This is a genomic window from Streptomyces sp. NPDC025806 (assembly GCF_055558275.1).
Window position 1 is genome coordinate 1 of sequence record NZ_JBVHMU010000004.1, and the last position, 22,911, is coordinate 22,911.

Below are 22,911 nucleotides of genomic sequence, written 5' to 3' on the forward strand. Positions count from 1 at the left end.
CCTGCACGGGCGTGAGGCAGCGCAACTGACAGGCAGAGCGCCCGACGAGCCTGAACCAGACCCCGCTTCCTGAAGATCATTTACGGGACAGCCCTTAGGAAGAAGCCAAAGTTCGGATTAGTTCGGTGCAGGGGCGGCAGGAGTACGTACTCACGGCGCGCTCGCCAGGACACGCTTTACGCATGACGACGAACGCACCGCGAGAGCCGCTAGGCGCCGGGCTTCTGCTCGGCGGGGGCGACGACCGCCTCAAGCTGTTTGACGCGCTCGACAAGGCCGGCCAGTTCGGTGGAGACGCGCGCGACCTCGGCTTGCAGATCGGTCAGTCGCTGCGCGGCTTCACGGGGCTCCTGCTCGCCGGGAGCGGGGTCGCGGACATACGTTCCACTCCCCGTCCGGCCTTCGACCAGCCCATCGTCTTGGAGCTGGGCGTAGGCGTTCTGCACCGTCATCAGGGCTACGCCGAGCTTCTTGGCATAGGCCCGGGCGCCAGGGAGGCGATCTCCAGGGCCGAACGTCCCTGCGGCGATCTCGTCTCTGACCCTGGCCGCGATCTCGCGGGCGTTGAGCTTCCTCTTCGTCTGTGAGTCCACCAGGAAAGCGTACTTGACCTAGGTCGTTTGCGATCCGTTCGCCAGACCACTTGACGACCCAAAGCGACCTAGGTAGCTTTCTCATCAACGGCAAGCGACCTAGGTCGCTGCCGAGCAGGGGTGTTTGACCTGCATGCACAGCGCCCGGATGCACGGCCCGGAGCACGCGCTGCAACAACTCAACAGAGTGCCGACCCAGCCGCATGAACACGTGCGGTCGATGGGTGCGGGTCACCATCCCGACCGCCCATGTCGGGCCGGGTGACCTGCCCTGATCCGCTCTTCGGGGCGGTGACGGCATTGCTTGATCTGGCATCCGCAGAACTTTGGCGGCTTCGGCCGCTTTTGAACCTCCACCCTTCCGCCGCGTTTGTTGCGGCGGCCGGTTGCCTCCGCCGCTCGTCTCGTACGAGCGGCGCTGAGGGGAGCCGGAGTCCCGGTGTCCACCACAACGTTCGAGGGGGAACTTCCATGCTGCTCGCCATCGGTGACGTCGTCCGCGTCCGCAGTGACAAGGCCCTGGGCACGGTGGCCGGCCTGGCCAACCACCGGGCCGGGAACGTGGTCGACGTCCAGGTGAACGGGGGCGTCCTGCGTCCCGTCCGCCCGGCGGACATCGAGGTCGTCGCCCGCGGCTTCAAGCCCATGACCTCCGCCCGCGCCATCGCCACCCTGCTGTTCTTCGTGGTCGCCATGGCCGCCGGCATCGCCAACGGCGACTACGTCCGCGGCCTGGGCGCCAACTGGACGATGACGCTCTTCGTCGTCTTCACCTCGGTCACCACCGTCGCGGGCGGACTGGTCGGCATCTTCAACCGCCCCCGCCGCGTCAAGGTCTGACCGCCGCGCCCCTCCCGCCCCTCCGCCACTGACCAGGGAGAAAGCCCGTGTTCGCTTCGCTGTTCGTCCTGCTCTACGTCGCTCACCTGCTGTCGGACTACCCGCTCCAGACGGACCACCAGGCCGCGCACAAGGCCGGCGCGGGGTCCTGCGGGTGGCGGGCGAACATCGCCCACGCCCTCACCCACGTCGCCGTGACTCTGCTCGCGCTCGCCATCGGTGAGGCGGTGCTGGGACTGCACCTGAACGGCATCGCGGTGGCGGCCGGCGTCGCCTGGATCGGGGTCACGCACTCGGTCATCGACCGGCGCTGGCCGGTGGCCCGCTGGATGGCGTTCGCCCGGCAGGCCGGGTTCGCCCAGCACGGCGGCGCCGCCCACGTCGACCAGACCGCCCATCTGACCGCCCTCGCGGTCGCTGCCCTGGCCATCACCGGCCTGTCCTGACCCACGACACCGAAAGGGGGCCTGTGATGGGCCTGTTCGGATCGTCTGCTCGCAAGTCCACGCCCAAGGGTGAGTGCCCGCAGTGCTGGGAGCACGCCCACAACAGCCGCGCCGTTCACCGGGGCCTCGGCCCTCGGGAGGACTGCCCGCAGTGCGTGGACCACATGGTCAACGGCTGCCCGGGCACCGACCGGCGGTGACCATCGCCGCTCTCTGACTGCCCCTCCGATCGGGGCGGGCGCCTCTCACCACAAGACCGCGCCCGCCCCGTCCTCTCCCATCCCACCGTGATCAGGAGTTTCGTCATGCGCTCGTACATCAGCGGCCACCAGGCCGTGACCAGCACCGACTTCATCGAACTGGCCCTCGGCACCCCGGTTGAGTTGTGGCTCGGGGCCGAGGGTGAGAGCGAGATGGAGCGCGCGGCCCGTCTGGACGCGGCCCGCGACATCATCGCCGACAACCCCGGCATGCCGGACGACGCGATCCGCGTCGCCGCCACGGCGATCGAGCAGCACGCGGCCGACCTGTTCAACGTCGTCCCGCTCGCCCCGCGTCCCGCCCGGACCCGCCGGGTCCGGAAGGCGGTGGCGGCATGATGGCGACCGCTCCCGCGCCCGAGCTGCTCAACGACTACTTCGGCAAGCCCAAGCCGGTGCTCAACATGCCGCTCACCTACGAGCAGGCCCGTCTCGGCATGGCCTTCCACGAGGCCGGTCACGCCGTGCTCGCCATGGCCTACGGCATGGGGGTGCTGACCAGCGAGGTCATCGCCTGGGAGCCCGAAGAGGGTGGCTGGCGCCTGACCGGGAACACCGCCTGGAGTGCCCGGGGCTTGCACGCGTGGCGGTTCGCCGCGATGGCCGCCGCCGGAACCATCAGTGAGGTCAACTACCTGATGGCCTACGGCCTGTGGACGCCGGAGCGGGCCGCTGCCTGCGCCGCTGCCCACGACCGCGAGCAGGCCATCGCGATGCTCACCGAGCACGGTTTCCCGATCGCGTCGGACCACGTCCCGGCTGGCGGGAAGTCCTGGCCGATGGTGCAGGGCATGGCCCGACGGAAGATCGCCCACCTGTGGCGGGAGATCCGCACGGTGGCCCACGCGATGGACGAGAACACGAAGCTGACCGGCGACGACATCGCAGCCCTGACCGGCATGACCAACCCCGTCTTCGAAGAGGCGGTGGCGGCATGACTGACATCGTGACGCCCGAGCGTCCGGCGGTGCCGCCGCTGACGCGTCCGGAACTGGGGCTGGCCGGGCTCGGTGCCGCTGCGGCGGCCGGAGTCGGCTCGCTCGGCTTCATCGCCTCGTTCGACGCGGTCTCCTCCGCCGCGCAGAGCTGGGGGTTCGCCGAGCCGTGGATGCTGCCCGTCGGGATCGACGTGGCCGTGCCCGTGTTCAGCGTCGCCAACCTGCTGCTGATCCGGATGGACATGGCGCTGGCCTGGGTCCGCTTTGTGCCCTGGATCCTCACCTTGGTCACCTGCGGGTTGAACGTCGCCGCCGGCGAGGGTGTGTGGGCCAAGCTTGCGCACGGCACGATGCCGCTGCTGTGGGTGGTCTTCTCCGAGATCGGCGCGCACATCTACGCCGTACGGATCGGGGCCGCGACCGGCCGCCGGATGGACAAGATCCGGTTCACCCGCTGGCTCCTCGCCCCCGTCACCACGTTCGCGCTGTGGCGGCGCATGACACTGTGGGAGATCACCTCCTACGCCGACGCCCTCGCCCGCGAGCGGGAGCGGCAGTTGGCCCGCGCGGACCTGCGCGAGGAACACGGCCGGATGTGGCGTTGGAAGACGCCACGCCGCGCCCGTGTCCTGCTCAAGCTCGGAGACCTCGCCCCCGAGGGGATCGAGGAGCCTGAGCCTGTCGAGGAGCCGAAGGACGAGACGCCGAAGCCTCCGAGCAAGCCGCCGGCCGCACCGCGCCGCCGCGCCGGGAAGGCCAAGGCGCCTGCGCGGCGCTCGTTCGACGAGTCGCTCACCGAGGCCCGGAAGGTCACCGAGGGCTGGGCGGACGCCGACATCAACGCTGAGGCCCTCCGCAAGGCGCTGAACTGCGGCGCCAAGCCCGCCCGGGAGATCCGGGACACCCTCCTGGGCGAGCGCGCCAAGGCGCCCCTGCACTCCGTCGGCTCCGAGCAGGAGGAACACTCCGCCGATTCTGAGCAGGAGGAAGCGGCATGAGCGCGCTCTTAACTGCGCTGGCCACGGCCGTGCCGCTCGTGGCCGGATGGTGGCTTCACGTCAGCCGGTTGCGCCGTCGCCTGCACGTGGCGCGGCGTGACCCTCTCACCGGGCTGCGTACCCGCGACGCGTTCACCCGCCGCGCCACGGTCCTGCTGAAGGATCCGCGCGCGGTGGTGGTGCTCGCCGACGTGGACCGGTTCAAGCACATCAACGACACCTACGGGCACGCCGCCGGAGACGCGCTCCTCAAGGCGACCGCCGAGCGGCTGGCGCACCACGTCGGCCGCTCCGGGGTCGCCGGTCGGCTCGGGGGTGACGAGTTCGCCGCCGTCCTGGTCGACGAGCACGGCGCCGCCGGCGACCTGCTCGCCCTCCTCCACGGCATCCTCGCCCGCCCGGTCGACGGGATGGACCCGAACGTCTCCACCACGGTCTCGCTCGGCTGGGTCCGCGCCGCCGACTTCCCCGCCGACGACCTGTCCGGGCTCCTGCGGCGGGCGGATGAGTCCATGTACGCGGCCAAGCAGGCCCGTGCCGGGCTCAAGCGGGCCGGACTCGGGCGGCTGTTCGCCACGGTCGCCGGGCGACGCTCGGGCCGCCACGGCGCCCGCAGCGCCCCTCCCGCGATGGGGGTGGCGGCATGAGCGAGCCGCTGACCGGCATCGCGACGTGGCGCCCGGTGATGCGGGCGGCGGGCTTCCGCTGCCAGTGCACCGGGCAATGCGGCAACCCGCACACCAAGGGTGAGGGCCGCTGCCCGCACGAGCACGACGCCTACACCAGCAAGCACGGCCACCTGGTGCGGCTCATCGCCGCGCCGGCCGACCCGCTCGCCACGGCCGTGGCCGCCGCCGCGCTCTCCGCCGGCGAGTTGCTGGCGTGGTGCCCGGACTGCCACACCGCCGCCGCCCGCGCCGCGCGCCGTGCTGTCTCCGGGGCCGGCGATGAGGCGCCGGGCCTGTTCGAGCTGTGAACCGCACTCACCCCGCTCGGGGTCCGGCCGCTCAACCTCCTACAGCCAGCGGCCGGGCCCCTTCTACAGCCTCCGAGGAGGACAGTTCAGTGAATCACCCCGACGACAACCGTGAGTTCTTCGAGCATCTCGAAGCCGACATGGCCGCCGACTTCGGCGGTGAGGTGGTCGACCTCGACAAGGCGCGCAGTGCCCGTGCCGGGTCGGCCGACCGCAGCCGTGTCGAGTCGGGCGACGGGTCGCCCGACTCGGTGGCCGGTGAGTCGGCCGACGGCACGGCCGTTGAGTCGGCCGACCCGGACGACGACGAGTCGGGCGAGTCGGCGCCGCCGCGTATGGCCGACTCTCCGTCGCTCCCGAAGCCCGGTATCACGACGTTCAAGCGCAAGCCGATCCTGCCGTCCTGGCTCAAGTCCAAGCCCGGGTTCGTGTCCACGATGCAGCGCGCCACCGGCAACGCCCTGTACGCGACGGCCTATCACGGGATCCGCACCCCCTGGTACGCGATGCGGCTGGCCGTGGACGCCCCGCGCGGCGCTGCCCGCCTGGTCTCGCAGACCAACCGCTGGGTGTGGGACACCGAGGGTGCGCCGCTGCGGGCCTACGAGGTCGCGCACGAGAACACCGGCGAGTACCTGAAGCTGTCGCGTCAGCGGGATAGGCGGGTGCGGCTTCGGATGCTGGTCCTGGGCGTGTCGACGCTGGTCGGGGTGCCTTTGGCGCTGGCCATGTTCGTGCTGGCTCCGGGCTGGCTGGCACTGTTCGCCTCCGTCGCGGTGCTGGCGGCCGGCTTCAAGGGCGGGCAGGCCGACCAGCCCGTCATCAGCCGCGCGGTCCTCAAGACCGAGCTGGAGAAGCTGACCACGCCGATCGTCCTGCGGGCGCTGGACAACATCGGCAACCCCAAGCTGTCGGCCGCCATCAAGAAGGGCGGCGACATGAACGGCATGCGGTTCACGTCCGACATCACCCGCGACGGGCCCGGCTACCGGGCCGACCTCGACCTTCCGTGGGGTGTCACCCCGGAGGACATCATGGAGGCCCGCAAGGCGCTCGCCTCCGGGCTGCGGCGCAAGGTCGGCTGTGTGTGGCCGTCGGCCGACCCGACCGAGCACGAGGGCCGACTCGTGCTGTGGGTCGGGGACAAGCCGATGAACGAGACCACCAAGCCCGCCTGGCCGCTGCTGAAGTCGGGCACGGTCGACCTGTTCAAGCCGGTCGTGTTCGGCAACGACCAGCGCATGGGGGACGTGACCGTCACCCTCATGTTCGCGTCCGTCATCGTCGGGTCGATCCCGCGCATGGGCAAGACGTTCCTGATGCGGCTGTTCCTGCTCATCGCCGCCCTCGACCCGCGCGCGGAGGTCCACGCGTTCGACTTCAAGGGCACCGGCGACTTCGGCGCCCTGGAGCCGGTCTGCCACCGCTACCGGGCGGGCGACGAGGACGAGGACATCGAGTACGTCCTCAACTCCCTGCGCGAGCTGCGCAAGGAGCTGCGCCGGCGGGCGAAGGTCATCAAGGGCCTGCCGCGCTCACGGTGCCCGGAGTCGAAGGTGACCCCGGAACTGGCCAACGACAAGAGCCTCGGTCTGCACCCGATCGTGGCCGGGTTCGATGAGTGCCAGGTCCCCTTCGAGCACGAGAAGTACGGTGCCGAGATCGAGGAAATCTGCACTGACCTGGGCAAACGCGGTCCGGCGCTCGGCATGACGATGCTGTTCGGCACCCAGCGGCCCGACGCGAAGTCGCTGCCGACCGGCATCAGCGCCAACGCCGTGCTGCGGTTCTGCCTCAAGGTCATGGCCCAGCCCGCCAACGACATGGTGCTGGGCACCTCGATGTACAAGGCCGGATACCGGGCCACGATGTTCTCCCGCACCGACCGTGGCATCTGCTGGATGGCCGGTGAGGGCGACGACCCGCGCATCGTCGCCTCCGCGTTCGTCGACGCGGTCGGCGCCGAGCAGGTCGTGGCCCGCGCCCGCGCCATGCGCGAGGAGTACGGCAACATCACCGGCCACGCCGCAGGTCAGCAGCCCGAGACCGAGGAAGCCTCGTTCGACCTGCTCGCCGACGTCCTCAGCGTCATCGCCGTCGACGAGGAGAAGGTGTGGAACGAGAAGGTCGCCACCCGCCTCGCCGCCCTGCGCCCCGAGGTCTACACCGGGTGGAAGGCCGAAACGGTCGCCAAGAACCTGCGCCCGCACGGCGTCACCGTGCAGGACGTCTGGGCCACCAGCGACAAGGGCAAGGGCACCACCCGGCGCGGCATCGCCCGCGCCGACATCACCGCTGCCATCACCGAGCGTGACGGAAAGCCCGGCCGGGGATGACGCGGAACGCTGCTAGGTCTAGCACCGCAGCGCTGCTAGACCTAGCAGCTCCGCTAGCACCCTATTCCCGATCTGATCAGGGAACTCGTATCTAGCACCTCACCTGCGGGAATCCCCGAAAACCGCCCTGGAGGGCACCTCATGACCCCCCTGCTCCTTGCTAGCGCCTGCCTGCTCATAGTCACGCTCGGTTACATCGGCCTGTGTGCGGGCAGCCCGTACGGCGACTGCCGTAAGTGCCACGGCATGGGCCACGCCATCAAGACCGACCGCAAGGGCCGCCCCAAGCGCGGCAAGGACTGCCGCCGCTGCCACGGCTACGGCAAGCGCGTCCGCGTCGGCCGCCGCCTGTTCAACCACTGGCAGCGCATCTACCGCGAGGGCCAGACCGACACCGCCCCGGCCGCCGGCCGCCCCTTCGCCAAGAGCCGCTGATGCGCACCCTCATCCGCGCTGCCCTCGCCGGGATCGCGCTCGCCCTGCTGCTGACTTCCTGCCCCCGCGCCGACGCCGCCCCCGAGCCGGCGTCCGCGCCCAACCCCTCGAAGGGAGCCCCGACATGGCCGTGAGCATCTCGCTCGTCCTGCTCTTCGGGCTGATCCTCGCCCTGCTCCTGCGCGCCAACAAGGGCTACGGCACCGCCGCCGTGGCCGCCCTGTTCGGCTTCTACCTCGCCGACTCCGGCGCCGCCGGCCCCATCACCCAGCTCACCTCCGCCGTCATCGACGCCATCCAGGCCATGTGAGGAGACCGCCATGCCCCAGCACCCCACCCTGATGGCCGCAGGCGAACTCCGCGACGCCCTCGCCGCCCACCAGCGCGGCGACATCCCCGCCACCCTGGGCGCGCTCATGGCCATCGACACCGACTCCTGGCAGGCCATCGAGCGCCGCCTCGCCATCCTGGGCGGCAACCTCCCCCAGCTCCTCGACCAGGCCGCCGGTGAGCGGCCGTGAACGCCGGACTCATCGCCGCCGCCGTCCTCACCGCGCCCGCCGCCGTGTTCGGCACGATCACACTCGCCGGACACGCGCTCGCCCGCCGCCACGAGGCCACCCTCGCCACCGCGCTCGCCGCCCACCCCCAGGGCGGCGGGCCCGGCCCCGGCGAGCCGCTCCCCGTCCCCGAGTCCGCCGGGGCGCCGGAGCCGCTCGCCACGGTCACCGTCCTCGCCGATCGCCGCCGCACGACACCTCACCTCGCCCCTGCCGCCGAGGAGGCCGCATGAACGCCCGCCGCACCGTCGCGACGCTGCACACCCACGTCGACAACCGCACCTGCCGTCCCGAACCGATCAGCACCGGCACCGCACTCCAGCTCATCCGCCGGGCCCGCAACAGCCGTACCGGCGTCGACGCCGTGCACGTCTACGAGACCACGGACCGCACGGGCACCCCGCTCCACGTCGCCTACGTCCGCTTCACCCCGGGGCGCTGGTCCAACGTCACCGACGTCATTGACGTCGTGGAGATCCCCACCGCCGCCCTCACCGACCTCTGACCCGACCGATGGAGAGCCCGAAAATGAGCACCCACGTGAGCCCCGCGTCCTGGGCCGCCACCGCCGCAGAAGCCGTCCGCAGCCTCAACCACGCCACCCTCGCCCCCGGGCAGGACTGGCAGTACCCCGGCGACGCCTACACCGTCATCGCCTCACTCGCCCGGATGGCCCGCATGCTGCCCCAGGCCATCACCCAGGCGCTCACCCCGGTCTACACCGCCCAGCACGCCGGCCGCCTCACCGCTGACGGCGAGGCCGACGCCGACCAGGCCGCCGCAGCCGCCGTCCAGCACACCCGCAACGCCATCCGCCGCGCCCAGCACCTGGCCATCGCACTCGACCAGGTACACGCGGCCCTCGCCCCGCTCGGCTGCGAACTCACCGACGACGACCAGTAGATGTGACCGGGCGGGCGCCTCCCACCACCACAAGACCGCGCCCGCCCGGCCTCTCCCATCCCGCCCAGAGAGCAGGAGCAAGTACGTGCTGACCTTGACCGATCTGTTCTGCGGCGCCGGGGGTTCCTCGACCGGCGCGATCTCCGTGCCCGGCGTGAGTGTGCGGATGGCCGCCAACCACGCCCGGCACGCCGTCGACACCCACCAGGCCAACCACCCCGACGCCGACCACGACTGCGCCGACATCTCCCAGGTCGACCCCCGCCGCTACCCCGCCACCGACATCCTGTGGGCCTCCCCGGAGTGCACCAACCACTCCATCGCCAAGGGCCGCCGACGCGGCCACGGCGAGTTCTCCGACGGCCTGTTCGCCGCCTCCGGTGCAGACGAGACCGCGATCCGCTCGCGCGCCACCATGCACGACGTCCCGCGCTTCGCCGAGGCCCACAACTACCGCGCGATCATCGTCGAGAACGTCGTCGACGCCTACTGGTGGGGCCCCGAGCAGGCCCCCGGCGCCGCCTTCTCCGCCTGGCTGTCCACCCTGCACGCGTGGGGATATGAGCACCGCATCGTGTGGATGAACTCCATGCACGCCGCCGCCTACGGCCCGCCCGCCCCGCAGTCCCGCGACCGCATGTATGTGGTGCTGTGGCGCAAGGGCGAGCGCATGCCGGACTTCGACAAGTGGACCCGCCCGTACGCGACCTGCGACGAGCACGGCCCCGTCCGTGCGATCCAGGGGTTCAAGCGGCCCGACCGACGGTGGGGACGCTACGGCCGGCGCGCCCAGTACGTGTGGCGCTGCCCGCGTGTGGAGTGCCGCAACAGCATCGTGGAACCGTCCGTCCGCCCGGCCTCCGACGCCATCGACTGGACCCTCCCGGCCGCGCAGATCGGGGAGCGCAAACGGCCCCTCGCCAAGGACACCATGCGCCGCATCCTCGCCGGATTCGAGGCGTTCTCCGCCCCGCTCGCCGTTCCGGTCGAAGGACGCGAGGGGAAGAAGGCGGCGCCCGCGACGGCGCCTCTGCGCACGGTGACCACCCGCAACGAGACCGGGCTCGCGCTGCCCCCGTACATGGTCGAACTGCGCGGCGGGTCGTCCTCGCACCGGGCCATCAGCTCCCCGCTCGCCACGGTGACCGCAGGCGGCAACCACCACGGCCTGGTCACCGCGCCCGACCTGGTCGTCCCGTACTACGGCAACGGCCAGGCCCGCCCGGCCGGTCGGCCGCTGCCAACCGTGACCACCATCGACCGGCACGGCACCCTGTACGGCGGTCAGGTCGCCTCGGTCGACGAGTGCCGCTTCCGGATGCTCGAACCCCACGAGTACGCCGCCGCGATGGCGTTCCCCGACACCTACCGGCTGCTCGCCAACGACAAGCGCACCAAGGTCCTCATGCTCGGCAACGCGGTCACCCCGCCCGCCGCCCGCGACCTGGTCGCCATGGTCACCGAAGCCATCACCGGCGAGGACCTCGAACGCGCAGCCTGACCCGCGACTCGTTTTCCCCCTTCGCCACCCCCGGGGCGAAGGACGCGAGAGTCGTACTCCCGACGGGAGTACGACTCTCGCACCAACTTGCTCGGACACTCCGTGCATACAACTTGCTCGGACACTCCGAGCCTCCATCTTGCTTCCGCTCGAAGCCGCATATCAGCGGCTCGCCGCCGCCCAGTTGACGCCGCAGGGCGGGCGGATTGTAGGGGCGAAGTCCCGGTTACCGAAACCGGGGATTCTCCAGACCCTGGAACCAGCAAGCGACGGCCGGCCACCGAACGGCCGTGCCTCACCCTGCCCATGTCCAGACATGCCCGAGGCGGGCGCCTCTCACCACAAGACCGCGCCCGCCCCGGGTTCCCATCCCACTCAGAGAGCAGGAGACCTCCAGCATGACCCATCCCGACCCGATCCGGCGAGACCACCTCGCCACCGCGCTACGCCTCGCGGCCGACGGTGTGCCCGTCCTGCCGCTGCGCATCCACAAGGCCCCGTTCGGGAACTGCCCGGACTGCGCCAAGAACGTGTGCGGCGGCCGGCCGAACATGAAGCAGGCCGGGCCCTGCACCTGCCCCCGCCCCTGCCACGCCTGGGCCGCCGCCACCACCGACCCCACCGTCATCGCCTCCTCGGCCTGGGCGGGCGCGTGGCGTGAGGCGACGGCCATCGCCTACCACCCCGGCGGCATGCGCCTGACCGTCGTCGACCTCGACAACGCCGACGCCATCGCCTGGGCGACCCGGAACCTTCCGGCGACGCGGACCGTGCCCACCACTCGCGGGCAGCACTGGATCTACGCGGGCACCATGCCGTCCGTGAACGGTGTGCGGCCCGGTGTGGACATCAAGTCGCGTATGTCCTACGCCCGCTGGCTGGGGCCCGGCGCCGGCCGCATGGTCCCGCTTCCCGATGCGGTGCGCGCGCTCGGCATCAGGAAGCCCCCGGCGCCCCGCCCGGCCCCAGTGCCCGCCAGCTCGCCCGTGGGGGCCGCTGGGGGTCCGTGCCCGCACCGCACGCCCCGCTACCTGGAGCGCGGCATCGTCATGGCGGAGGCGCGCATCAGCGCGGCGTCCAGTGCCGTGCACAACACGGTCTACGGCACGTTCTTGGCCGTGCTGTCCGCGCACGGCCGGTGTGGCTGCCTGACCGAGGAGCACACGGCGCGGCTGTTCGCCGCCGCGCAGGCCAAGGGCGAGGGCCTGCGGCACTGCATGGACGCGTGGACCAACGCCCGCAACCGGTTGGGGATCTGAGGATGTCCGAGGACGACAAGACACCCGCGCGGCAGGTCATCACCGAGTACGCGCAAGCCCACTTCCGCTACTTCCGCACCGCCGACGGCACCGTCTACGCCCAGGAGAACGGCGCCCCGATCGCGCGTCCGATCCGCTCTCAGGGCACGACGGGAAGCCACCGCCAAGAACTCATGGTCGGCCTGTTCGACGCCGGCCACGGCGCGTTCAGCGGCACCGCCCTCAAGGAGGCGCTCGACATGATCGAAGCACTGGCCATGCGCGAGCCGGTCGAGCGCGTACACATCCGCGTCGCCCCCGGATTCGACGGCGCCACCTGGCTGGACCTGGGCCGCAACGACGGCCAGTCCGTCCGCATTCACCCGGGCGGCTGGGACGTCACCGTCCCCGACCCGCACGAGGTGCGCTGGCGCCGCACGCAGCTCACCGGGGAACTGCCGCTCCCGGTCAAGGACACCCAGGGCAAGGGCATCGACAAGCTGCTGAGCCTGTGCAACTTCGCCGACGCCGCGACCGAGTCCCTCGTCGTCGCGTGGCTGATCGGCTGCCTCAGCCCCTGGGCTCCCGTCCCCGCGCCGTTCCTCACCGGCCCGCAGGGCGCGGGCAAGTCGACGGCCGGCCGCATGCTCACCCGCATCATCGAGGGCATGGCCGGCGACCTGCGCCGCGCGCCGAAGGACGAGGAGAACCTGATCGCGGCCGTCGCCGCAGGATGGGTCACCGCGCTCGACAACCTCTCCTACCTGACCCCGGACATGTCGGACGCCATGTGCTGCATCGTCACCGGGGCAGAGACCGTCAAGCGCGCCCTCTACACCGACGGCGACGTCTCCATCGCCCGCTACCGCCGCCCGCTCCTGATGACCGGCATCGACGTCGGCGTGATCCGCCCCGACCTCGCCGAACGCCTCCTCCCGCTGCGTCTGGAGCGGCCCAGGATGCGGCGGACCGAGACGGAGCTGTGGACGGAGTACGCCGAAGCCCTTCCCGTCGTGCTCGGCTCCCTGCTCGACCTCACCGTCAAGGTGCGCGCCGCTCAGGCCGAGATCCCCACCGACCTGCGCATGGCGGACTTCGCGCACCTGTGCGCGCAGCTCGACGCCGCGACCGGTCTCGGGTCCCTGGCCGCGTACCGGGCGAGCCTGGACGAACTCAACGACGACGTCATCGAGGGCGACCTCCTCGCCCAGACCGTCCTGCAGCACGCCACCGGCATGGAGCCGGGGACCGAGCAGCGGATGACGTCGACGGAGTGGCGGGACTGCCTCACCCTCCTCTACAGCGGCGAGGACTGCCGTCCCCTGCCCAAGGGCTGGCCCACCACCGGCAAGGTCCTCTCCGACCGCCTCAAGCGCCTCCAGCCCACCCTCGCCGCACGCGGCGTCCTCATCGACTGGGGCCGCACCAAGACCGCCCGCTACATCGAGCTCACCCGCGCCAAACCGGCCGAGGAAGCCCCGCGCACCCCGCTCTTCTGACCCGGGGCCATCCAGCGGCCGGCACAAGCAAGAAGAGCACCCCGTGCCGCTCGCGGAACGGACGCTCAGGGACGCCAGGCAGACCGCCGACGGGTGCTCTTCTTGCTGTTCGGCGGCATCGCCGCCCTGCACAAGTCGCGCCGCGAAGCGGCCCCTTCTTCACTCTCTGACCGACAGACAAAAGATCACTTCCCCCTCTCTTGTCCTAAGTAGGAAGAAGCTGCGTCACCAGCGACACCAGAGGCCGGAAACCCGCCGCCACCTGCCAGAACAGGGGTGACGCAACGCCGGAATCCTCGGTCACCACGCGTCACCAGCGTCACCCCTGGGTGACACACCCGGTGACGTTCCCCGCAACCTGCCGTCACTCAAAGCCGCAGGTCACAGGTGGTCGAGAACGCAGATGACGTGATGACGCAGAAATCCCCGCTTAGGAAACTCGCGCCCCGAAGGAGCCAGACCGTGGCCCGCCCGCAGATGCTCAAGCTCCCCGAAGTCCTCGACGAAATCGGCATGAGCCGCGCCGCCTTCTACCGCATGCGCGCCCGCGGCCAAGCCCCCCGCCTCCGCAAGCTCCCCAACGGCCAGGTCCGCGTCAGCCGCGCCGACCTCGACTCATGGTGGGAGCGCTGCGAGCAGAACGCCGCCTGACCCACCTGCTTCACCGGGGCCCGCTCCGAGGGCGGGCCCCTCGTTCTGTCTGGAGAGACATGCTCACGTACGACGTCGATATCTGGTCCATCCGCAAGCGCGCAGGACGACCCAAACCGTGGGAACTGCGGTGGCGGGTTGGCGAACGCCCGCACTCGCGGAGCTTCAAGCTCAAGCCCCAAGCCGACGGCCGGCGTTCCGAGTTGATGGCCGCGCTCCGGGACCAGCAGCAGTTCGACGAGGAGACGGGGCTACCGGCCAGTGAGTTGATGGCCCTCACCTCGCCGTCCTGGTACGACCACGTGACGGAGTACGTGCTGATGAAGTGGCCGCGCGCCGCCGCAAAGCATCGGGCGAGCATCGCCGAATCGCTGGCCGTCGTGACGCCCGTACTCGTCACCAGCAAACGGGGAGCGCCCCGCCCTGCCGTGCTTCGTGCCGCCCTCTACCAGTGGGCGTTCCGGGCCGTTCGGGGGCCGGAAGAGAAGTGGGTCCCCCGGCACACCGCCGAGGAACCCCCCTCGGATATTCGAGCCGCACTGGAGTGGGTCGCTGCTCACTCGATCAAGGTCAAAGACCTGGAGGACCCGGCCCTACTTCGTCCCGCCCTCGAAGCCCTCTCTCTGCGTCTGGATGGTGGAAAGGCCGCCGAGAACACCGCCAGGCGCAAGCGCATGGTCCTGAGCAACGTCTTGCGCTACACGGTGGAGGAGAAGGGGCTTCTCGCCTCCAATCCGCTGCCCCGTGTGGACTGGACTCCTCCCGAGAGCGACGACGAAATCGACTTCCGCTACGTGCCCGACCCGCGCCTGGCGAGATCCCTGCTCGGGGCTGTCCGGGACTCCGGACCGCGTGGCGAGCACCTGCACGCCTTCTTCGGATGCCTCTACTACGCCTCGATGCGGCCGGGAGAGATTGTCGCGCTCACGGAATCGGACTGCACTCTGCCGCCGAACTCGCCGGAGACCGTGACGGAGTGGGGTGAACTCCTGCTGGGGGAGAGTCGCCCAGAAGTGGGGGGCGGATGGACGGACGACGGCACGTCGTACGACAAACGCGGCCTGAAGCGCCGGAAGCTCGGTGCAACTCGCTCAGTGCCTATCCCGCCTGTTCTCGTGCATCTGCTGCGTGAGCACATCGCCCGATACGGCACGGCCGACGATGGCCGTCTGTTCCGGGCTGCTCGAGGTGGGCGCGTTCCCTCGACCGAGTACTGCAACATCTGGGAGAGCGCGCGAAAGGCGGTGCTGTCGCCGCGTGAGGTGAAATCGGACCTCGCCGCCGTGCCGTACTCGCTCCGCCATGCCGGTGTCTCGCTCTGGATCAAGTCGGGGGTGGACCCCGCGGAGGTTGCCGCCCGCGCCGGACACAGCATCGCTGTGCTCTACCGCTTCTACGCCAAGATCCTGAAGGGCGGTCAGCAGCACTCCAACGACCTGATCTCTCGCGCGCTCGACGACAGCCCCGAAGCCTGATCCTGGCCCACAGATGGCCCATACGTACTGGTCAACGCTGGGATACCGGCGAGAAAGGGTGAGACAAGAGCCAACGCGAAAGGGGTGCTCCCAGGACGGGGCACCCCTTCTGACCAGCACCTAAGCTGACCTGCATGCGGTGGGTGTGGGATTTGAACCCACGGTGACTCGCGCCACGACGGTTTTCAAGACCGTTCCCTTAGGCCGCTCGGGCAACCCACCCGTGTCCCGCCTGCGGCGGAGCGGCTACAGCCTACCGGCTAGGGGCGCTGCCTCAACCGGTCCACGATCGCCCAGTCCACCACATGCGACACCTGGACGTACTTCTTGTCGCCGGACGCCGAGATCCGCTCGTCACGGAAGCCCAGGAAGGCGTAGGTCTTCGGGTCGAAGATGAGGTAGCGGCCCTTCGCGTGCGGGTCGCTGGAGGCGATCCCCACGCCGGTGCGCCCAGCGGAGTCGGTCACCCCGTCGACCGCTCTGACCCCGGGCACGAGGGCCAGCGCCTTGTAGGCGGCCGGGCGCAGGCCCTCGGGCAACAGCGGCCATTTCAGGAGCTCGCCGAGCAGGAAGTAGGCCATGTACCAGTCGTCCTTGGTGAACTCGCTCGTCGGCTTGCCTGGCCTGCCGATGCCGATGACGGCCGAGGCGAGCTTCCCGGGGTCGGTGGGGAGCTGCTTCAGCTTGCTCCACTGCCTGGGCGGCCACACACTCTCGCCCTTCTTCATGGGCTCTTCCCAGATCACATGGCCGAGTTCCATGGTCAGGGAGCGCCTGGAGCCGTCCACCGAGTCCCAGTTCGTGTCCACGTACGTCCTGACCTTGCCGGTGCCCCGCTCCGTCTCCCGGATGATCCGCTTCGAGTAGATGTACTGGTCGTCGCGCGGTGCCACGGGTGTCTCGGCCCTGCCCAGTCGGGCCGCCGCCCCGTGCAGCACGGTCACGGCGCCGGCCTCGGCCATCCGCGGGGTCTGCGTGGCCGAGGGTGTGGGGCCGGCACGGTCGGCCTCGCCGTCGCCGTCCCGCGCGATCAGTACGGCCGTTCCCGTCACCGCCGCGGCGGCCACGGCGGTGGTCGCGAGGCGGAGGGCGTGACGGCGGCCGAAGGCGGCCTCGGGGTGCCGCTCGGTGCGCGTCATCGTGTGGAGCAGGCGGTGGCGGGCCCGCGCTCGGGCCGCCTCGCTGAGCGGGGCCGCGTCCGCGTCCCAGTCCCGCAGGAGTTCGAGTTCGTCACTCATGGCCGGACACCTCTCGCAGGGTCGTCGGGTCGGATCCGCCCAATGCTTCGCGCAGCTTGCCGCGGGCCCGGTGCAGCCGTGATCTGACCGTGCCGACGGGGACGTCGAGGGCCTGGGCCACCTCCTCGTAGCCGAGACCGCCCCACGCGACCAGGAGCACCACGTCCCGGTGCCGTGCGGGCAGTGCGGCCAGGGCCGCCGCCAGTTCGCGGCGTACGGCCTGCGCACCCACCCGGGCCGCGGCCCGCTCGGCCAGCGGTTCCTCGTGGTCGGCGGGGGCCGGGACGCGCGCCAGCGCCCTGAAGCGCCGGGCCTCGGCCCGCCGGTGCCGGCCGACCAGGTTGGTCGCGATGCCGAACAGCCAGGGCCGGGCGCCCTCGCCCGCGGCCCGCGCCGGGTCGTACCGGTGCCGCTGCTGGAACGCGGTCGTGAAGGTCTCCGCCATGAGGTCGTCGGCCGGCTCGCCGCCGAGCCTGCGGGACAGATAGCAATGGACCGCGTCCGCGTACCGGTCGAAGAGCACGGCGAACGCCTCGGGTTCGTCCCGCGACCGCGCGATCACCGAGGCATCGCTCTCCACCCCCGTGCGAACGCCTGGCTCGCCGGTCATCGGGGCTCCTCTCGTCCAGGGAACGTGCGTCGAAGGCTTGGGCTTTCACCTCTCCTTCGCCGCTCGGCCGTGACGAGTTCCCTCGGACGGAGAACGGACCGGAACGGACCGGGAAAACGGACCGGGAAAACGGACCGGGAAAACGGACCGGGAAAACGGACCGGGAAAACGCCGGAGGGGCTGCCGGTCGATCCGGCAGCCCCTCCGGCGTCAGGTCCGGTGGTCGGTCCGTCAGCTGTCGCCCTTGCGCTCGCCCAGGGTCACGTCGACGGTGTGGTCCTTGCCGTCGCGCGTGTACGTGAGCTTCACCGTGTCGCCGGGCTTGTGGGTCCAGATCTGGCCGATCAGGGTCGGGCCGGAGTCGATCACGGTGTCGTCGAGCTTGGTGATCACGTCGCCGGGCTTGAGGCCCGCCTTGGCCGCCGGGCCGTTCGGCGTGACGGCCGCGGCGCCGCTCGCGCCCTGCTCGGTGATCTTCGCGCCGCCCGTGCCCTCCTCCAGGGAGACGGACGCGCCGATCACCGGGTAGAGCGGCTCACCGGTCTTGATGAGCTGCTCGGCGACCATCCTGGCCTGGTTGATCGGAATGGCGAAGCCGAGGCCGATCGAGCCGGACTGGCCCGAGCCGCCGAGACCGCCGCTGGAGGCGGACTGGATGGCCGAGTTGATGCCGATCACGTTCCCGTTGCCGTCGAGCAGCGGGCCGCCGGAGTTGCCGGGGTTGATCGAGGCGTCGGTCTGCAGGGCGCTCATGTACGACGCCTTGCTGTTGCCCGAGCCGTCGCTGGAGGCGACCGGGCGGTCCTTCGCGGAGACGATGCCCGTGGTCACCGTGTTCGACAGACCGAAGGGCGCGCCGATCGCGATGGTGGAGTCGCCGACCGCGACCTTGTCCGAGTTGCCGAGCGTGAGCGGCCGCAGGTCGTTCGGCGCGTTCTTGAGCTTGATGACCGCGACGTCGTAGCCCTGCGCGTGGCCGATGACCTCGGCGTCGTACTTCTTGCCGTTCGAGAACGTCGCCGAGAGCTTGCCGCCGTCGACCGCCTCCGCCACCACGTGGTTGTTGGTGAGGATGTGGCCTTCCTTGTCGTACACGAAGCCGGTGCCGGTGCCGCCCTCGCCGCTGTTGCCCTCGGCCTCGATGGTGACCGTGCTGGGCAGCGCCCTGGCGGCGATGGACGCGACCGTGCCCGGGTCGCGCTTGAGGTCGGCCGGGTTGGACGCGGAGACGGTGGTGGAGCCGGTGCCCCCGTCGTCGCCCCGCTCCGCGGCCCAGTAGCCGATGCCGCCGCCGACCGCGCCCGCGATCAGCGCCGCGGCGACGACCCCGGCGAGCAGCCCGCGCCGGCCGCCCTGCTTGGGCTGCGGCGGCTGGTACCCGGCGCCCCAGTGGTTCTGGCCGCCGCCCGAGCCCCAGGAGCCGCCGCCGTCACCGGGGGTGTGGCCCGCGCCGCCCGCGCCGCCCGAGGCGTACGCGGGGACGGCCGGCGGCGGGGGCGGCCAGTCGCCCGCGGGGGCGGGTCCCGCCGGGTGGGGCGGCTGCGCTCCGGGGTCGGCGGCGGGGTCGTGCTGCGCCGCCGGCGCGGGAGCAGCGGGAGTGTCCACCGGCACGGGGGGTGCGGACGGGGCCGGGGGGTGCTCGGTGCCCTCGTTCTCGGTGCTCACAGCTTCTCTCCTCGATCCACGGCTGTTCGGTCCATGGGCATGGCCTGTGACGGTCCGGGACCGTCACAGGTGACGCCGGTCCGGCATGGTCCTGTCACGACCCGGTCGTGCTGTTGTACGCGGTCAGCTTTTCCCACGAGACGTCAGGGCACCATAAGCCGAGCCTGTGCGTCTGTAGCCATCCTTTATGTGCGGCGAAACGGACGCATCCGCTGGGCCGGTTCTTCCCGGTCGCGCGTCGCACGGTGGCACCATGACGCGGTGACCCACGCACCACAGCAACGCATCCAGGTCGTCGCCCATCGCGGTGCCTCGGAGGACGCCCCCGAGCACACGCTGGCCGCCTACAAGAAGGCGATCGAGGACGGCGCCGACGCCCTCGAATGCGATGTGCGGCTCACGGCGGACGGCCACCTCGTCTGCGTGCACGACCGCCGCGTCAACCGTACGTCGAACGGCCGCGGGGCGGTCTCGGCCCTGGAGCTCGCGGATCTCGCCGCGCTCGACTTCGGCTCCTGGAAGGACCCCGAGGAGGGGCCCGATTGGGCGAGCAGCTCGTCGGCGCCGTCCGCGGACACCTCGGTGCTCACCCTGGAGCGGTTGCTGGAGCTCGTCGCCGACGCCGGACGGCCGGTGGAGCTGGCGATCGAGACGAAGCACCCCACGCGCTGGGCCGGCCAGGTGGAGGAGCGGCTGCTGCACCTCCTCAAGCGCTTCGGCCTGGACGCACCGACGCCGGACGAGCCCTCTCCCGTACGGGTGATGAGCTTCTCCGCGCGCTCCCTCGCGCGCGTGCGGGAGGCGTCGCCGACGCTGCCGACCGTTTACCTGATGCAGTTCGTGTCGCCGCGCCACAGGGAGGGGCGGCTGCCCAAGGGCGTGGGCATCGCGGGCCCCAGCATGCGGATCGTGCGCAACCACCCCGCCTATGTGGAGAAGCTCATGCGTGCGGGGCACCACGTCCACGTATGGACGGTGAACGAGCCGGAGGACGTCGACCTCTGTGTGCGGCTCGGCGTCGACGCGATCATCACCAACCGGCCCGCGGCGGTGCTGCGCCGGCTCGACAGGGGCTGATTCCGGCCACTTTCACACCCCTCTGTCACGGGGAGTGCTCCGGCGCGTTCGGTGCGTAGTCGATCGTCATGAGTGCGTCACGGGACCCGGATTGGCCGGTTTCCGGTCCAGTCCATTGGGGCATTCACACCGTGGCGTGGGGCAAAGGAGGTCTCGGGGGTGGCGTTGGTGGTGGCACAGGAGGTGCCCGCGTCGTCGAGCATGGCCGTACCCCATGGCCCTGCGGGCGTGGGTGCGGCAAGACATCGGATGCGTGACCAGCTGCGGTCCGGCGGCGTGTCCGAATCAGTGATCGACGATGCCGTTCTGATTCTTTCCGAGCTGCTCAGCAATGCGTGCCGGCACGGCAGGCCGCTGGGCGACGATCTGGCCGGCGACGGGGACGTGAGAGCCGCGTGGCGGGTCGACGACCGGGGATGTCTCACGGTCGAGGTGACGGACGGCGGCGGCCCGACCCGCCCGGTTCCGGCCACTCCCTCGGTCACCGCACACGGCGGCCGCGGGCTCAACATCATCACGGCCCTGTCCGACGACTGGGGCGTCCGCGACGACGCCCGGGGCGAGGTGACGGTCTGGGTGGTCGTGCACAAGGACGTGCACGCCGAAGCGGCCATGCACCGTCGCGAGGACTTCGCGACGCGCGTAGGAGCTCCGGCCGTGGCCGATCTGGCGGGCCTGGATTTCGCGGACGCGTTCGACGATCTGGGCTGACCACCGCTCCCCGGTGGTCAGTTGGGCGCCGCCGCCCTCTTGTCGGTCTCAGGTCGGCCGCCGGCCGGTACGAGCGGCTAGGCTCGCGCGAGTACGTACGAGAGCCGTATCCGGGAGACACCCAAGATGGCCAAGAAGCGCCCCCAGACAAAGGGCAAGCCGCACATCACCAGTGGAGCCGAGGGGGACTTCCCGGTCGTCGGGGCGCGTGAACCCTGCCCGTGCGGCAGCGGTCGCCGCTACAAGGCCTGTCACGGCCGGGCCGCCGCGCACGCCGTGACCGAGCTGGTGCAGCGCCCCTTCGAGGGCCTCGTCGGCGAGGGCGACTGGATCGCGCTGCGCGAGCTGGTCCCGGCGGCGACGGTCGAGCTGACGCTGAAGGACGGGCTGCCCGAGGGCGTCCCGTCGGTCACCCTCGCGACCGTGCTGCCCATGGCGTGGCCCGGGCTGCGCCGCGAGGACGGCTCGGTGCTGATCGGCCTGCAGAACGACACGCCGTCGGGCGACCTGAGCCGCGACCTGGCCGACACCCTGCAGCGCGCCCTGGAGACGGAGCCGGGCAACCCGGTGCCGGCGCGCCGCGTGCCCTCCGACGGCCCGCGCCTGCAGGACGTGCTCGACCCGAAGGCCGCCTTCGAGCCGGTCGTCCACACGGGCTTCGAGTTCTGGGTCCCGGACTCGGAGAACGCGTCGGCGGACGTGACCGCCTCCCTGGAGCGGGCCAACGCCGCGGCGATCCCGACGGTCAAGCTGACCGGGGTGGACAGCGCCTACTGGTGCGAGACGCCGGAGAAGAACCACCTGCGGTGGGTCATGCCGCACCCGGAGGAGAAGCTCCTCGACGCGCTGGCGCGGCTGCACGCGGCCGGCCGGTCCTCGCTGGGCGAGGGCACGCGCCTGGTGGGCTCGTTCCGGGCGCACGGGCTGACCGTCCCGGTCTGGGACCTGCCGAGCGCGACGAAGGCCGAGGACGTCGAGAAGCCGGCCGCCGAGTTCGCCGAGCGGCTCGCCGAGGCGCTGGCCTCGGACGCTCCGCTGACCGCCGACGAGCGGCGCGCACGGGGCGGCCTCACCAACCGACAGGTCACGCTCAGCTGACCCGCGGCGACCACCGGGGCCCGACCCGCACTGACCGACCGGTCAGCCCCTCGGGCACCGGAAAACCCCTCCGGAAGAGGTGACTCCGGTCACAACTCCCGGTAGTCGCAGGTAAATCCATGTCCGAATAGAAGAGATCGAATTTGCGAACTGCCGATCTCTTGTTACCGTTCAGATAGCCCGGTTGCTGGTGCATCCCCCGTCGCCAGCAACCGGGCGTTTTCATGCCCGCGGCCGGGCCGCACCCCCGTGGACACCGATCAACTCCGGTACTACGGCGCCGAGTTGCTCCCCGAGCGCAGCAGCAGCGGGCTCTCCGCATCGCTCGCGTACTCCGCCACCGCCTGGTGTTCCGAGGCCGCGCCGTGCGTGCGGCCCCGCGGCGTCTCGCACAGTCCCGGCTCGTCACCGCCGCCCACCGCGCACGTGATCTGCACCGTGCGCCCGTCCGGCGCCATGAGGGTCAGCACCGCGGACAACGCGGCGCCGGTCGCGTTCCGGTAGTACGTGCGCGCCCACGTCTCGTCACCCTGGGTGAGCACGCAGGTCTGCGCCTCCACACCCTCGGGGGAGACCAGTTGGGGGCCGCACCGGGAGACCGTGGAGCGGCCCAGGGCGCCGACGAGCGACCGGGCCGCGGGAGCCGAGTGCTCGGGGCCCCGGCCCTCGGGAACCGTGTCGCCGGGAGCCGCGTCGCCGTGCGACCCCTCGTCCACCGGTCCGGCGAAGGCCCCGGCCAGGGGGAGCGCCGCGGCGAGGACCACGGCGCAGGCGAGCCCGGACAGGCGGAGGCGGGTGTGCGGCCTCCGGTGCCCGGGCGGGGGCGTGACCTGGTCCGGGGCGGGAGGGGGCGCGGGAGGCAT

General features: G+C 71.2%; 29 protein-coding genes and 1 tRNA gene. 24 read left to right on the top strand and 6 right to left on the bottom strand.

All coding sequences use genetic code 11. The features are described from left to right. Positions 1-209: 209 nt before the first annotated feature. Positions 210-593: a GntR family transcriptional regulator gene (locus tag ACZ4E1_RS09960; protein WP_467537629.1), complete on the bottom strand. Its 384-nt coding sequence runs from the start codon at positions 591-593 to the stop codon at positions 210-212. 471 nt (positions 594-1,064) lie between these two features. Here ACZ4E1_RS09960 and ACZ4E1_RS09965 point away from each other — a divergent pair, with 471 nt between their 5' ends. From ACZ4E1_RS09965 to ACZ4E1_RS10065, 21 genes are all read left to right on the top strand, one after another. Beyond that, positions 1,065-1,433, top strand: coding sequence for a hypothetical protein (locus ACZ4E1_RS09965; protein ID WP_467537632.1), 369 nt, complete (start codon positions 1,065-1,067; stop codon positions 1,431-1,433). 47 nt (positions 1,434-1,480) lie between these two features. Further along, entirely contained in the window at positions 1,481-1,879 is a 399-nt protein-coding gene (locus ACZ4E1_RS09970; protein WP_467537634.1) for a DUF3307 domain-containing protein, read from the top strand. 26 nt (positions 1,880-1,905) lie between these two features. Continuing rightward, positions 1,906-2,079 (top strand): pRL2-8, encoded by a 174-nt coding sequence (locus ACZ4E1_RS09975; RefSeq protein WP_467537636.1) that lies wholly within the window; start codon positions 1,906-1,908, stop codon positions 2,077-2,079. 105 nt (positions 2,080-2,184) lie between these two features. Beyond that, positions 2,185-2,478, top strand: a complete 294-nt coding sequence (locus ACZ4E1_RS09980) for a hypothetical protein (protein ID WP_467537637.1) — start codon at positions 2,185-2,187, stop codon at positions 2,476-2,478. Then, positions 2,475-3,077, top strand: coding sequence for a hypothetical protein (locus tag ACZ4E1_RS09985; protein WP_467537639.1), 603 nt, complete (start codon positions 2,475-2,477; stop codon positions 3,075-3,077). The genes ACZ4E1_RS09980 and ACZ4E1_RS09985 overlap by 4 nt, the downstream gene beginning before the upstream one ends. Further along, the gene (locus ACZ4E1_RS09990; RefSeq protein ID WP_467537641.1) at positions 3,074-4,075 is read left to right on the top strand and encodes a DUF2637 domain-containing protein; all 1,002 of its coding nucleotides are present in this window, start codon (positions 3,074-3,076) and stop codon (positions 4,073-4,075) included. Before ACZ4E1_RS09985 ends, ACZ4E1_RS09990 begins: the two co-directional genes overlap by 4 nt. Further along, entirely contained in the window at positions 4,072-4,722 is a 651-nt protein-coding gene (locus ACZ4E1_RS09995) for a GGDEF domain-containing protein (protein ID WP_467537643.1), read from the top strand. Before ACZ4E1_RS09990 ends, ACZ4E1_RS09995 begins: the two co-directional genes overlap by 4 nt. Further along, the gene (locus ACZ4E1_RS10000; RefSeq protein WP_467537645.1) at positions 4,719-5,051 is read left to right on the top strand and encodes a hypothetical protein; all 333 of its coding nucleotides are present in this window, start codon (positions 4,719-4,721) and stop codon (positions 5,049-5,051) included. The genes ACZ4E1_RS09995 and ACZ4E1_RS10000 overlap by 4 nt, the downstream gene beginning before the upstream one ends. Positions 5,052-5,140: 89 nt before the next feature. Continuing rightward, positions 5,141-7,387 carry a cell division protein FtsK gene (locus ACZ4E1_RS10005; protein WP_467537646.1) on the top strand — a complete coding sequence of 749 codons (2,247 nt, stop codon included), beginning with the start codon at positions 5,141-5,143 and terminating at the stop codon, positions 7,385-7,387. A 141-nt stretch (positions 7,388-7,528) separates the two neighbouring features. Continuing rightward, positions 7,529-7,822, top strand: coding sequence for a hypothetical protein (locus ACZ4E1_RS10010; protein ID WP_467537648.1), 294 nt, complete (start codon positions 7,529-7,531; stop codon positions 7,820-7,822). Then, positions 7,822-7,956 (top strand): hypothetical protein, encoded by a 135-nt coding sequence (locus ACZ4E1_RS10015; protein WP_467537650.1) that lies wholly within the window; start codon positions 7,822-7,824, stop codon positions 7,954-7,956. The genes ACZ4E1_RS10010 and ACZ4E1_RS10015 overlap by 1 nt, the downstream gene beginning before the upstream one ends. Further along, complete coding sequence (locus ACZ4E1_RS10020; RefSeq protein WP_467537651.1) at positions 7,947-8,132, top strand: hypothetical protein; 186 nt, start codon at positions 7,947-7,949, stop codon at positions 8,130-8,132. The genes ACZ4E1_RS10015 and ACZ4E1_RS10020 overlap by 10 nt, the downstream gene beginning before the upstream one ends. A 10-nt stretch (positions 8,133-8,142) precedes the next feature. Then, positions 8,143-8,343, top strand: a complete 201-nt coding sequence (locus ACZ4E1_RS10025; protein WP_467537653.1) for a hypothetical protein — start codon at positions 8,143-8,145, stop codon at positions 8,341-8,343. Next, a complete protein-coding gene (locus tag ACZ4E1_RS10030) occupies positions 8,340-8,615 on the top strand; it encodes a hypothetical protein (protein WP_467537654.1) in 276 nt (91 codons plus the stop codon). Before ACZ4E1_RS10025 ends, ACZ4E1_RS10030 begins: the two co-directional genes overlap by 4 nt. Next, positions 8,612-8,887 (top strand): hypothetical protein, encoded by a 276-nt coding sequence (locus ACZ4E1_RS10035; protein WP_467537656.1) that lies wholly within the window; start codon positions 8,612-8,614, stop codon positions 8,885-8,887. Before ACZ4E1_RS10030 ends, ACZ4E1_RS10035 begins: the two co-directional genes overlap by 4 nt. Positions 8,888-8,910: 23 nt before the next feature. After that, a complete protein-coding gene (locus ACZ4E1_RS10040; RefSeq protein WP_467537658.1) occupies positions 8,911-9,285 on the top strand; it encodes a hypothetical protein in 375 nt (124 codons plus the stop codon). An 85-nt stretch (positions 9,286-9,370) separates the two neighbouring features. Next, positions 9,371-10,786, top strand: a complete 1,416-nt coding sequence (locus ACZ4E1_RS10045) for a DNA cytosine methyltransferase (RefSeq protein ID WP_467537660.1) — start codon at positions 9,371-9,373, stop codon at positions 10,784-10,786. 398 nt (positions 10,787-11,184) lie between these two features. After that, entirely contained in the window at positions 11,185-12,045 is an 861-nt protein-coding gene (locus ACZ4E1_RS10050) for a bifunctional DNA primase/polymerase (protein WP_467537662.1), read from the top strand. Between the two features lie 2 nt (positions 12,046-12,047). Continuing rightward, positions 12,048-13,523, top strand: coding sequence for an ATP-binding protein (locus tag ACZ4E1_RS10055; RefSeq protein ID WP_467537664.1), 1,476 nt, complete (start codon positions 12,048-12,050; stop codon positions 13,521-13,523). Between the two features lie 462 nt (positions 13,524-13,985). Continuing rightward, a complete protein-coding gene (locus tag ACZ4E1_RS10060; RefSeq protein ID WP_467537666.1) occupies positions 13,986-14,174 on the top strand; it encodes a helix-turn-helix transcriptional regulator in 189 nt (62 codons plus the stop codon). Positions 14,175-14,233: 59 nt separating this feature from the next. Continuing rightward, on the top strand, positions 14,234-15,649 hold the full coding sequence (locus tag ACZ4E1_RS10065; RefSeq protein WP_467537667.1) for a tyrosine-type recombinase/integrase: 1,416 nt from the start codon (positions 14,234-14,236) through the stop codon (positions 15,647-15,649). Positions 15,650-15,786: 137 nt separating this feature from the next. Here the strand turns inward: ACZ4E1_RS10065 and ACZ4E1_RS10070 are convergent. The 4 genes from ACZ4E1_RS10070 to ACZ4E1_RS10085 all read right to left on the bottom strand — a co-directional run bounded on the left by ACZ4E1_RS10070 (position 15,787) and on the right by ACZ4E1_RS10085 (position 19,162). Then, positions 15,787-15,871 (bottom strand) — tRNA-Ser (locus ACZ4E1_RS10070). A 38-nt stretch (positions 15,872-15,909) separates the two neighbouring features. Beyond that, complete coding sequence (locus ACZ4E1_RS10075) at positions 15,910-16,887, bottom strand: CU044_5270 family protein (protein WP_467537669.1); 978 nt, start codon at positions 16,885-16,887, stop codon at positions 15,910-15,912. Beyond that, on the bottom strand, positions 16,880-17,497 hold the full coding sequence (locus ACZ4E1_RS10080) for an RNA polymerase sigma factor (protein WP_467537671.1): 618 nt from the start codon (positions 17,495-17,497) through the stop codon (positions 16,880-16,882). Before ACZ4E1_RS10080 ends, ACZ4E1_RS10075 begins: the two co-directional genes overlap by 8 nt. Before the next feature lie 231 nt (positions 17,498-17,728). Continuing rightward, positions 17,729-19,162, bottom strand: coding sequence for a S1C family serine protease (locus ACZ4E1_RS10085; protein ID WP_467537673.1), 1,434 nt, complete (start codon positions 19,160-19,162; stop codon positions 17,729-17,731). A 261-nt stretch (positions 19,163-19,423) separates the two neighbouring features. On the opposite strand from ACZ4E1_RS10085, the gene ACZ4E1_RS10090 reads away from it, so the two are divergent. From ACZ4E1_RS10090 to ACZ4E1_RS10100, 3 genes are all read left to right on the top strand, one after another. Beyond that, positions 19,424-20,239 carry a glycerophosphodiester phosphodiesterase gene (locus ACZ4E1_RS10090; protein WP_467537674.1) on the top strand — a complete coding sequence of 272 codons (816 nt, stop codon included), beginning with the start codon at positions 19,424-19,426 and terminating at the stop codon, positions 20,237-20,239. A gap of 72 nt (positions 20,240-20,311) precedes the next feature. Further along, positions 20,312-20,950 (top strand): ATP-binding protein, encoded by a 639-nt coding sequence (locus ACZ4E1_RS10095; protein WP_384617394.1) that lies wholly within the window; start codon positions 20,312-20,314, stop codon positions 20,948-20,950. A gap of 126 nt (positions 20,951-21,076) precedes the next feature. Then, on the top strand, positions 21,077-22,048 hold the full coding sequence (locus ACZ4E1_RS10100; RefSeq protein WP_467537676.1) for a DUF5926 family protein: 972 nt from the start codon (positions 21,077-21,079) through the stop codon (positions 22,046-22,048). A 272-nt stretch (positions 22,049-22,320) separates the two neighbouring features. Here the strand turns inward: ACZ4E1_RS10100 and ACZ4E1_RS10105 are convergent, their stop codons facing one another. Continuing rightward, positions 22,321-22,911, bottom strand: a complete 591-nt coding sequence (locus ACZ4E1_RS10105; protein ID WP_467537678.1) for a hypothetical protein — start codon at positions 22,909-22,911, stop codon at positions 22,321-22,323.

Coding starts and splice junctions, on each gene's coding strand:
- ACZ4E1_RS10105 (WP_467537678.1), bottom strand. CDS start 22,911: ATGCCTCCCGCGCCCCCTCCCGCCCCGGACCAGGTCACGCCCCCGCCC.
- ACZ4E1_RS10025 (WP_467537653.1), top strand. CDS start 8,143: ATGCCCCAGCACCCCACCCTGATGGCCGCAGGCGAACTCCGCGACGCC.
- ACZ4E1_RS09995 (WP_467537643.1), top strand. CDS start 4,072: ATGAGCGCGCTCTTAACTGCGCTGGCCACGGCCGTGCCGCTCGTGGCC.
- ACZ4E1_RS10080 (WP_467537671.1), bottom strand. CDS start 17,497: ATGACCGGCGAGCCAGGCGTTCGCACGGGGGTGGAGAGCGATGCCTCG.
- ACZ4E1_RS10035 (WP_467537656.1), top strand. CDS start 8,612: ATGAACGCCCGCCGCACCGTCGCGACGCTGCACACCCACGTCGACAAC.
- ACZ4E1_RS09990 (WP_467537641.1), top strand. CDS start 3,074: ATGACTGACATCGTGACGCCCGAGCGTCCGGCGGTGCCGCCGCTGACG.
- ACZ4E1_RS09985 (WP_467537639.1), top strand. CDS start 2,475: ATGATGGCGACCGCTCCCGCGCCCGAGCTGCTCAACGACTACTTCGGC.
- ACZ4E1_RS10050 (WP_467537662.1), top strand. CDS start 11,185: ATGACCCATCCCGACCCGATCCGGCGAGACCACCTCGCCACCGCGCTA.
- ACZ4E1_RS09965 (WP_467537632.1), top strand. CDS start 1,065: ATGCTGCTCGCCATCGGTGACGTCGTCCGCGTCCGCAGTGACAAGGCC.
- ACZ4E1_RS10020 (WP_467537651.1), top strand. CDS start 7,947: ATGGCCGTGAGCATCTCGCTCGTCCTGCTCTTCGGGCTGATCCTCGCC.
- ACZ4E1_RS10065 (WP_467537667.1), top strand. CDS start 14,234: ATGCTCACGTACGACGTCGATATCTGGTCCATCCGCAAGCGCGCAGGA.
- ACZ4E1_RS10040 (WP_467537658.1), top strand. CDS start 8,911: ATGAGCACCCACGTGAGCCCCGCGTCCTGGGCCGCCACCGCCGCAGAA.
- ACZ4E1_RS09975 (WP_467537636.1), top strand. CDS start 1,906: ATGGGCCTGTTCGGATCGTCTGCTCGCAAGTCCACGCCCAAGGGTGAG.
- ACZ4E1_RS10075 (WP_467537669.1), bottom strand. CDS start 16,887: ATGAGTGACGAACTCGAACTCCTGCGGGACTGGGACGCGGACGCGGCC.
- ACZ4E1_RS10100 (WP_467537676.1), top strand. CDS start 21,077: ATGGCCAAGAAGCGCCCCCAGACAAAGGGCAAGCCGCACATCACCAGT.
- ACZ4E1_RS10010 (WP_467537648.1), top strand. CDS start 7,529: ATGACCCCCCTGCTCCTTGCTAGCGCCTGCCTGCTCATAGTCACGCTC.
- ACZ4E1_RS10055 (WP_467537664.1), top strand. CDS start 12,048: ATGTCCGAGGACGACAAGACACCCGCGCGGCAGGTCATCACCGAGTAC.
- ACZ4E1_RS09980 (WP_467537637.1), top strand. CDS start 2,185: ATGCGCTCGTACATCAGCGGCCACCAGGCCGTGACCAGCACCGACTTC.
- ACZ4E1_RS10015 (WP_467537650.1), top strand. CDS start 7,822: ATGCGCACCCTCATCCGCGCTGCCCTCGCCGGGATCGCGCTCGCCCTG.
- ACZ4E1_RS10000 (WP_467537645.1), top strand. CDS start 4,719: ATGAGCGAGCCGCTGACCGGCATCGCGACGTGGCGCCCGGTGATGCGG.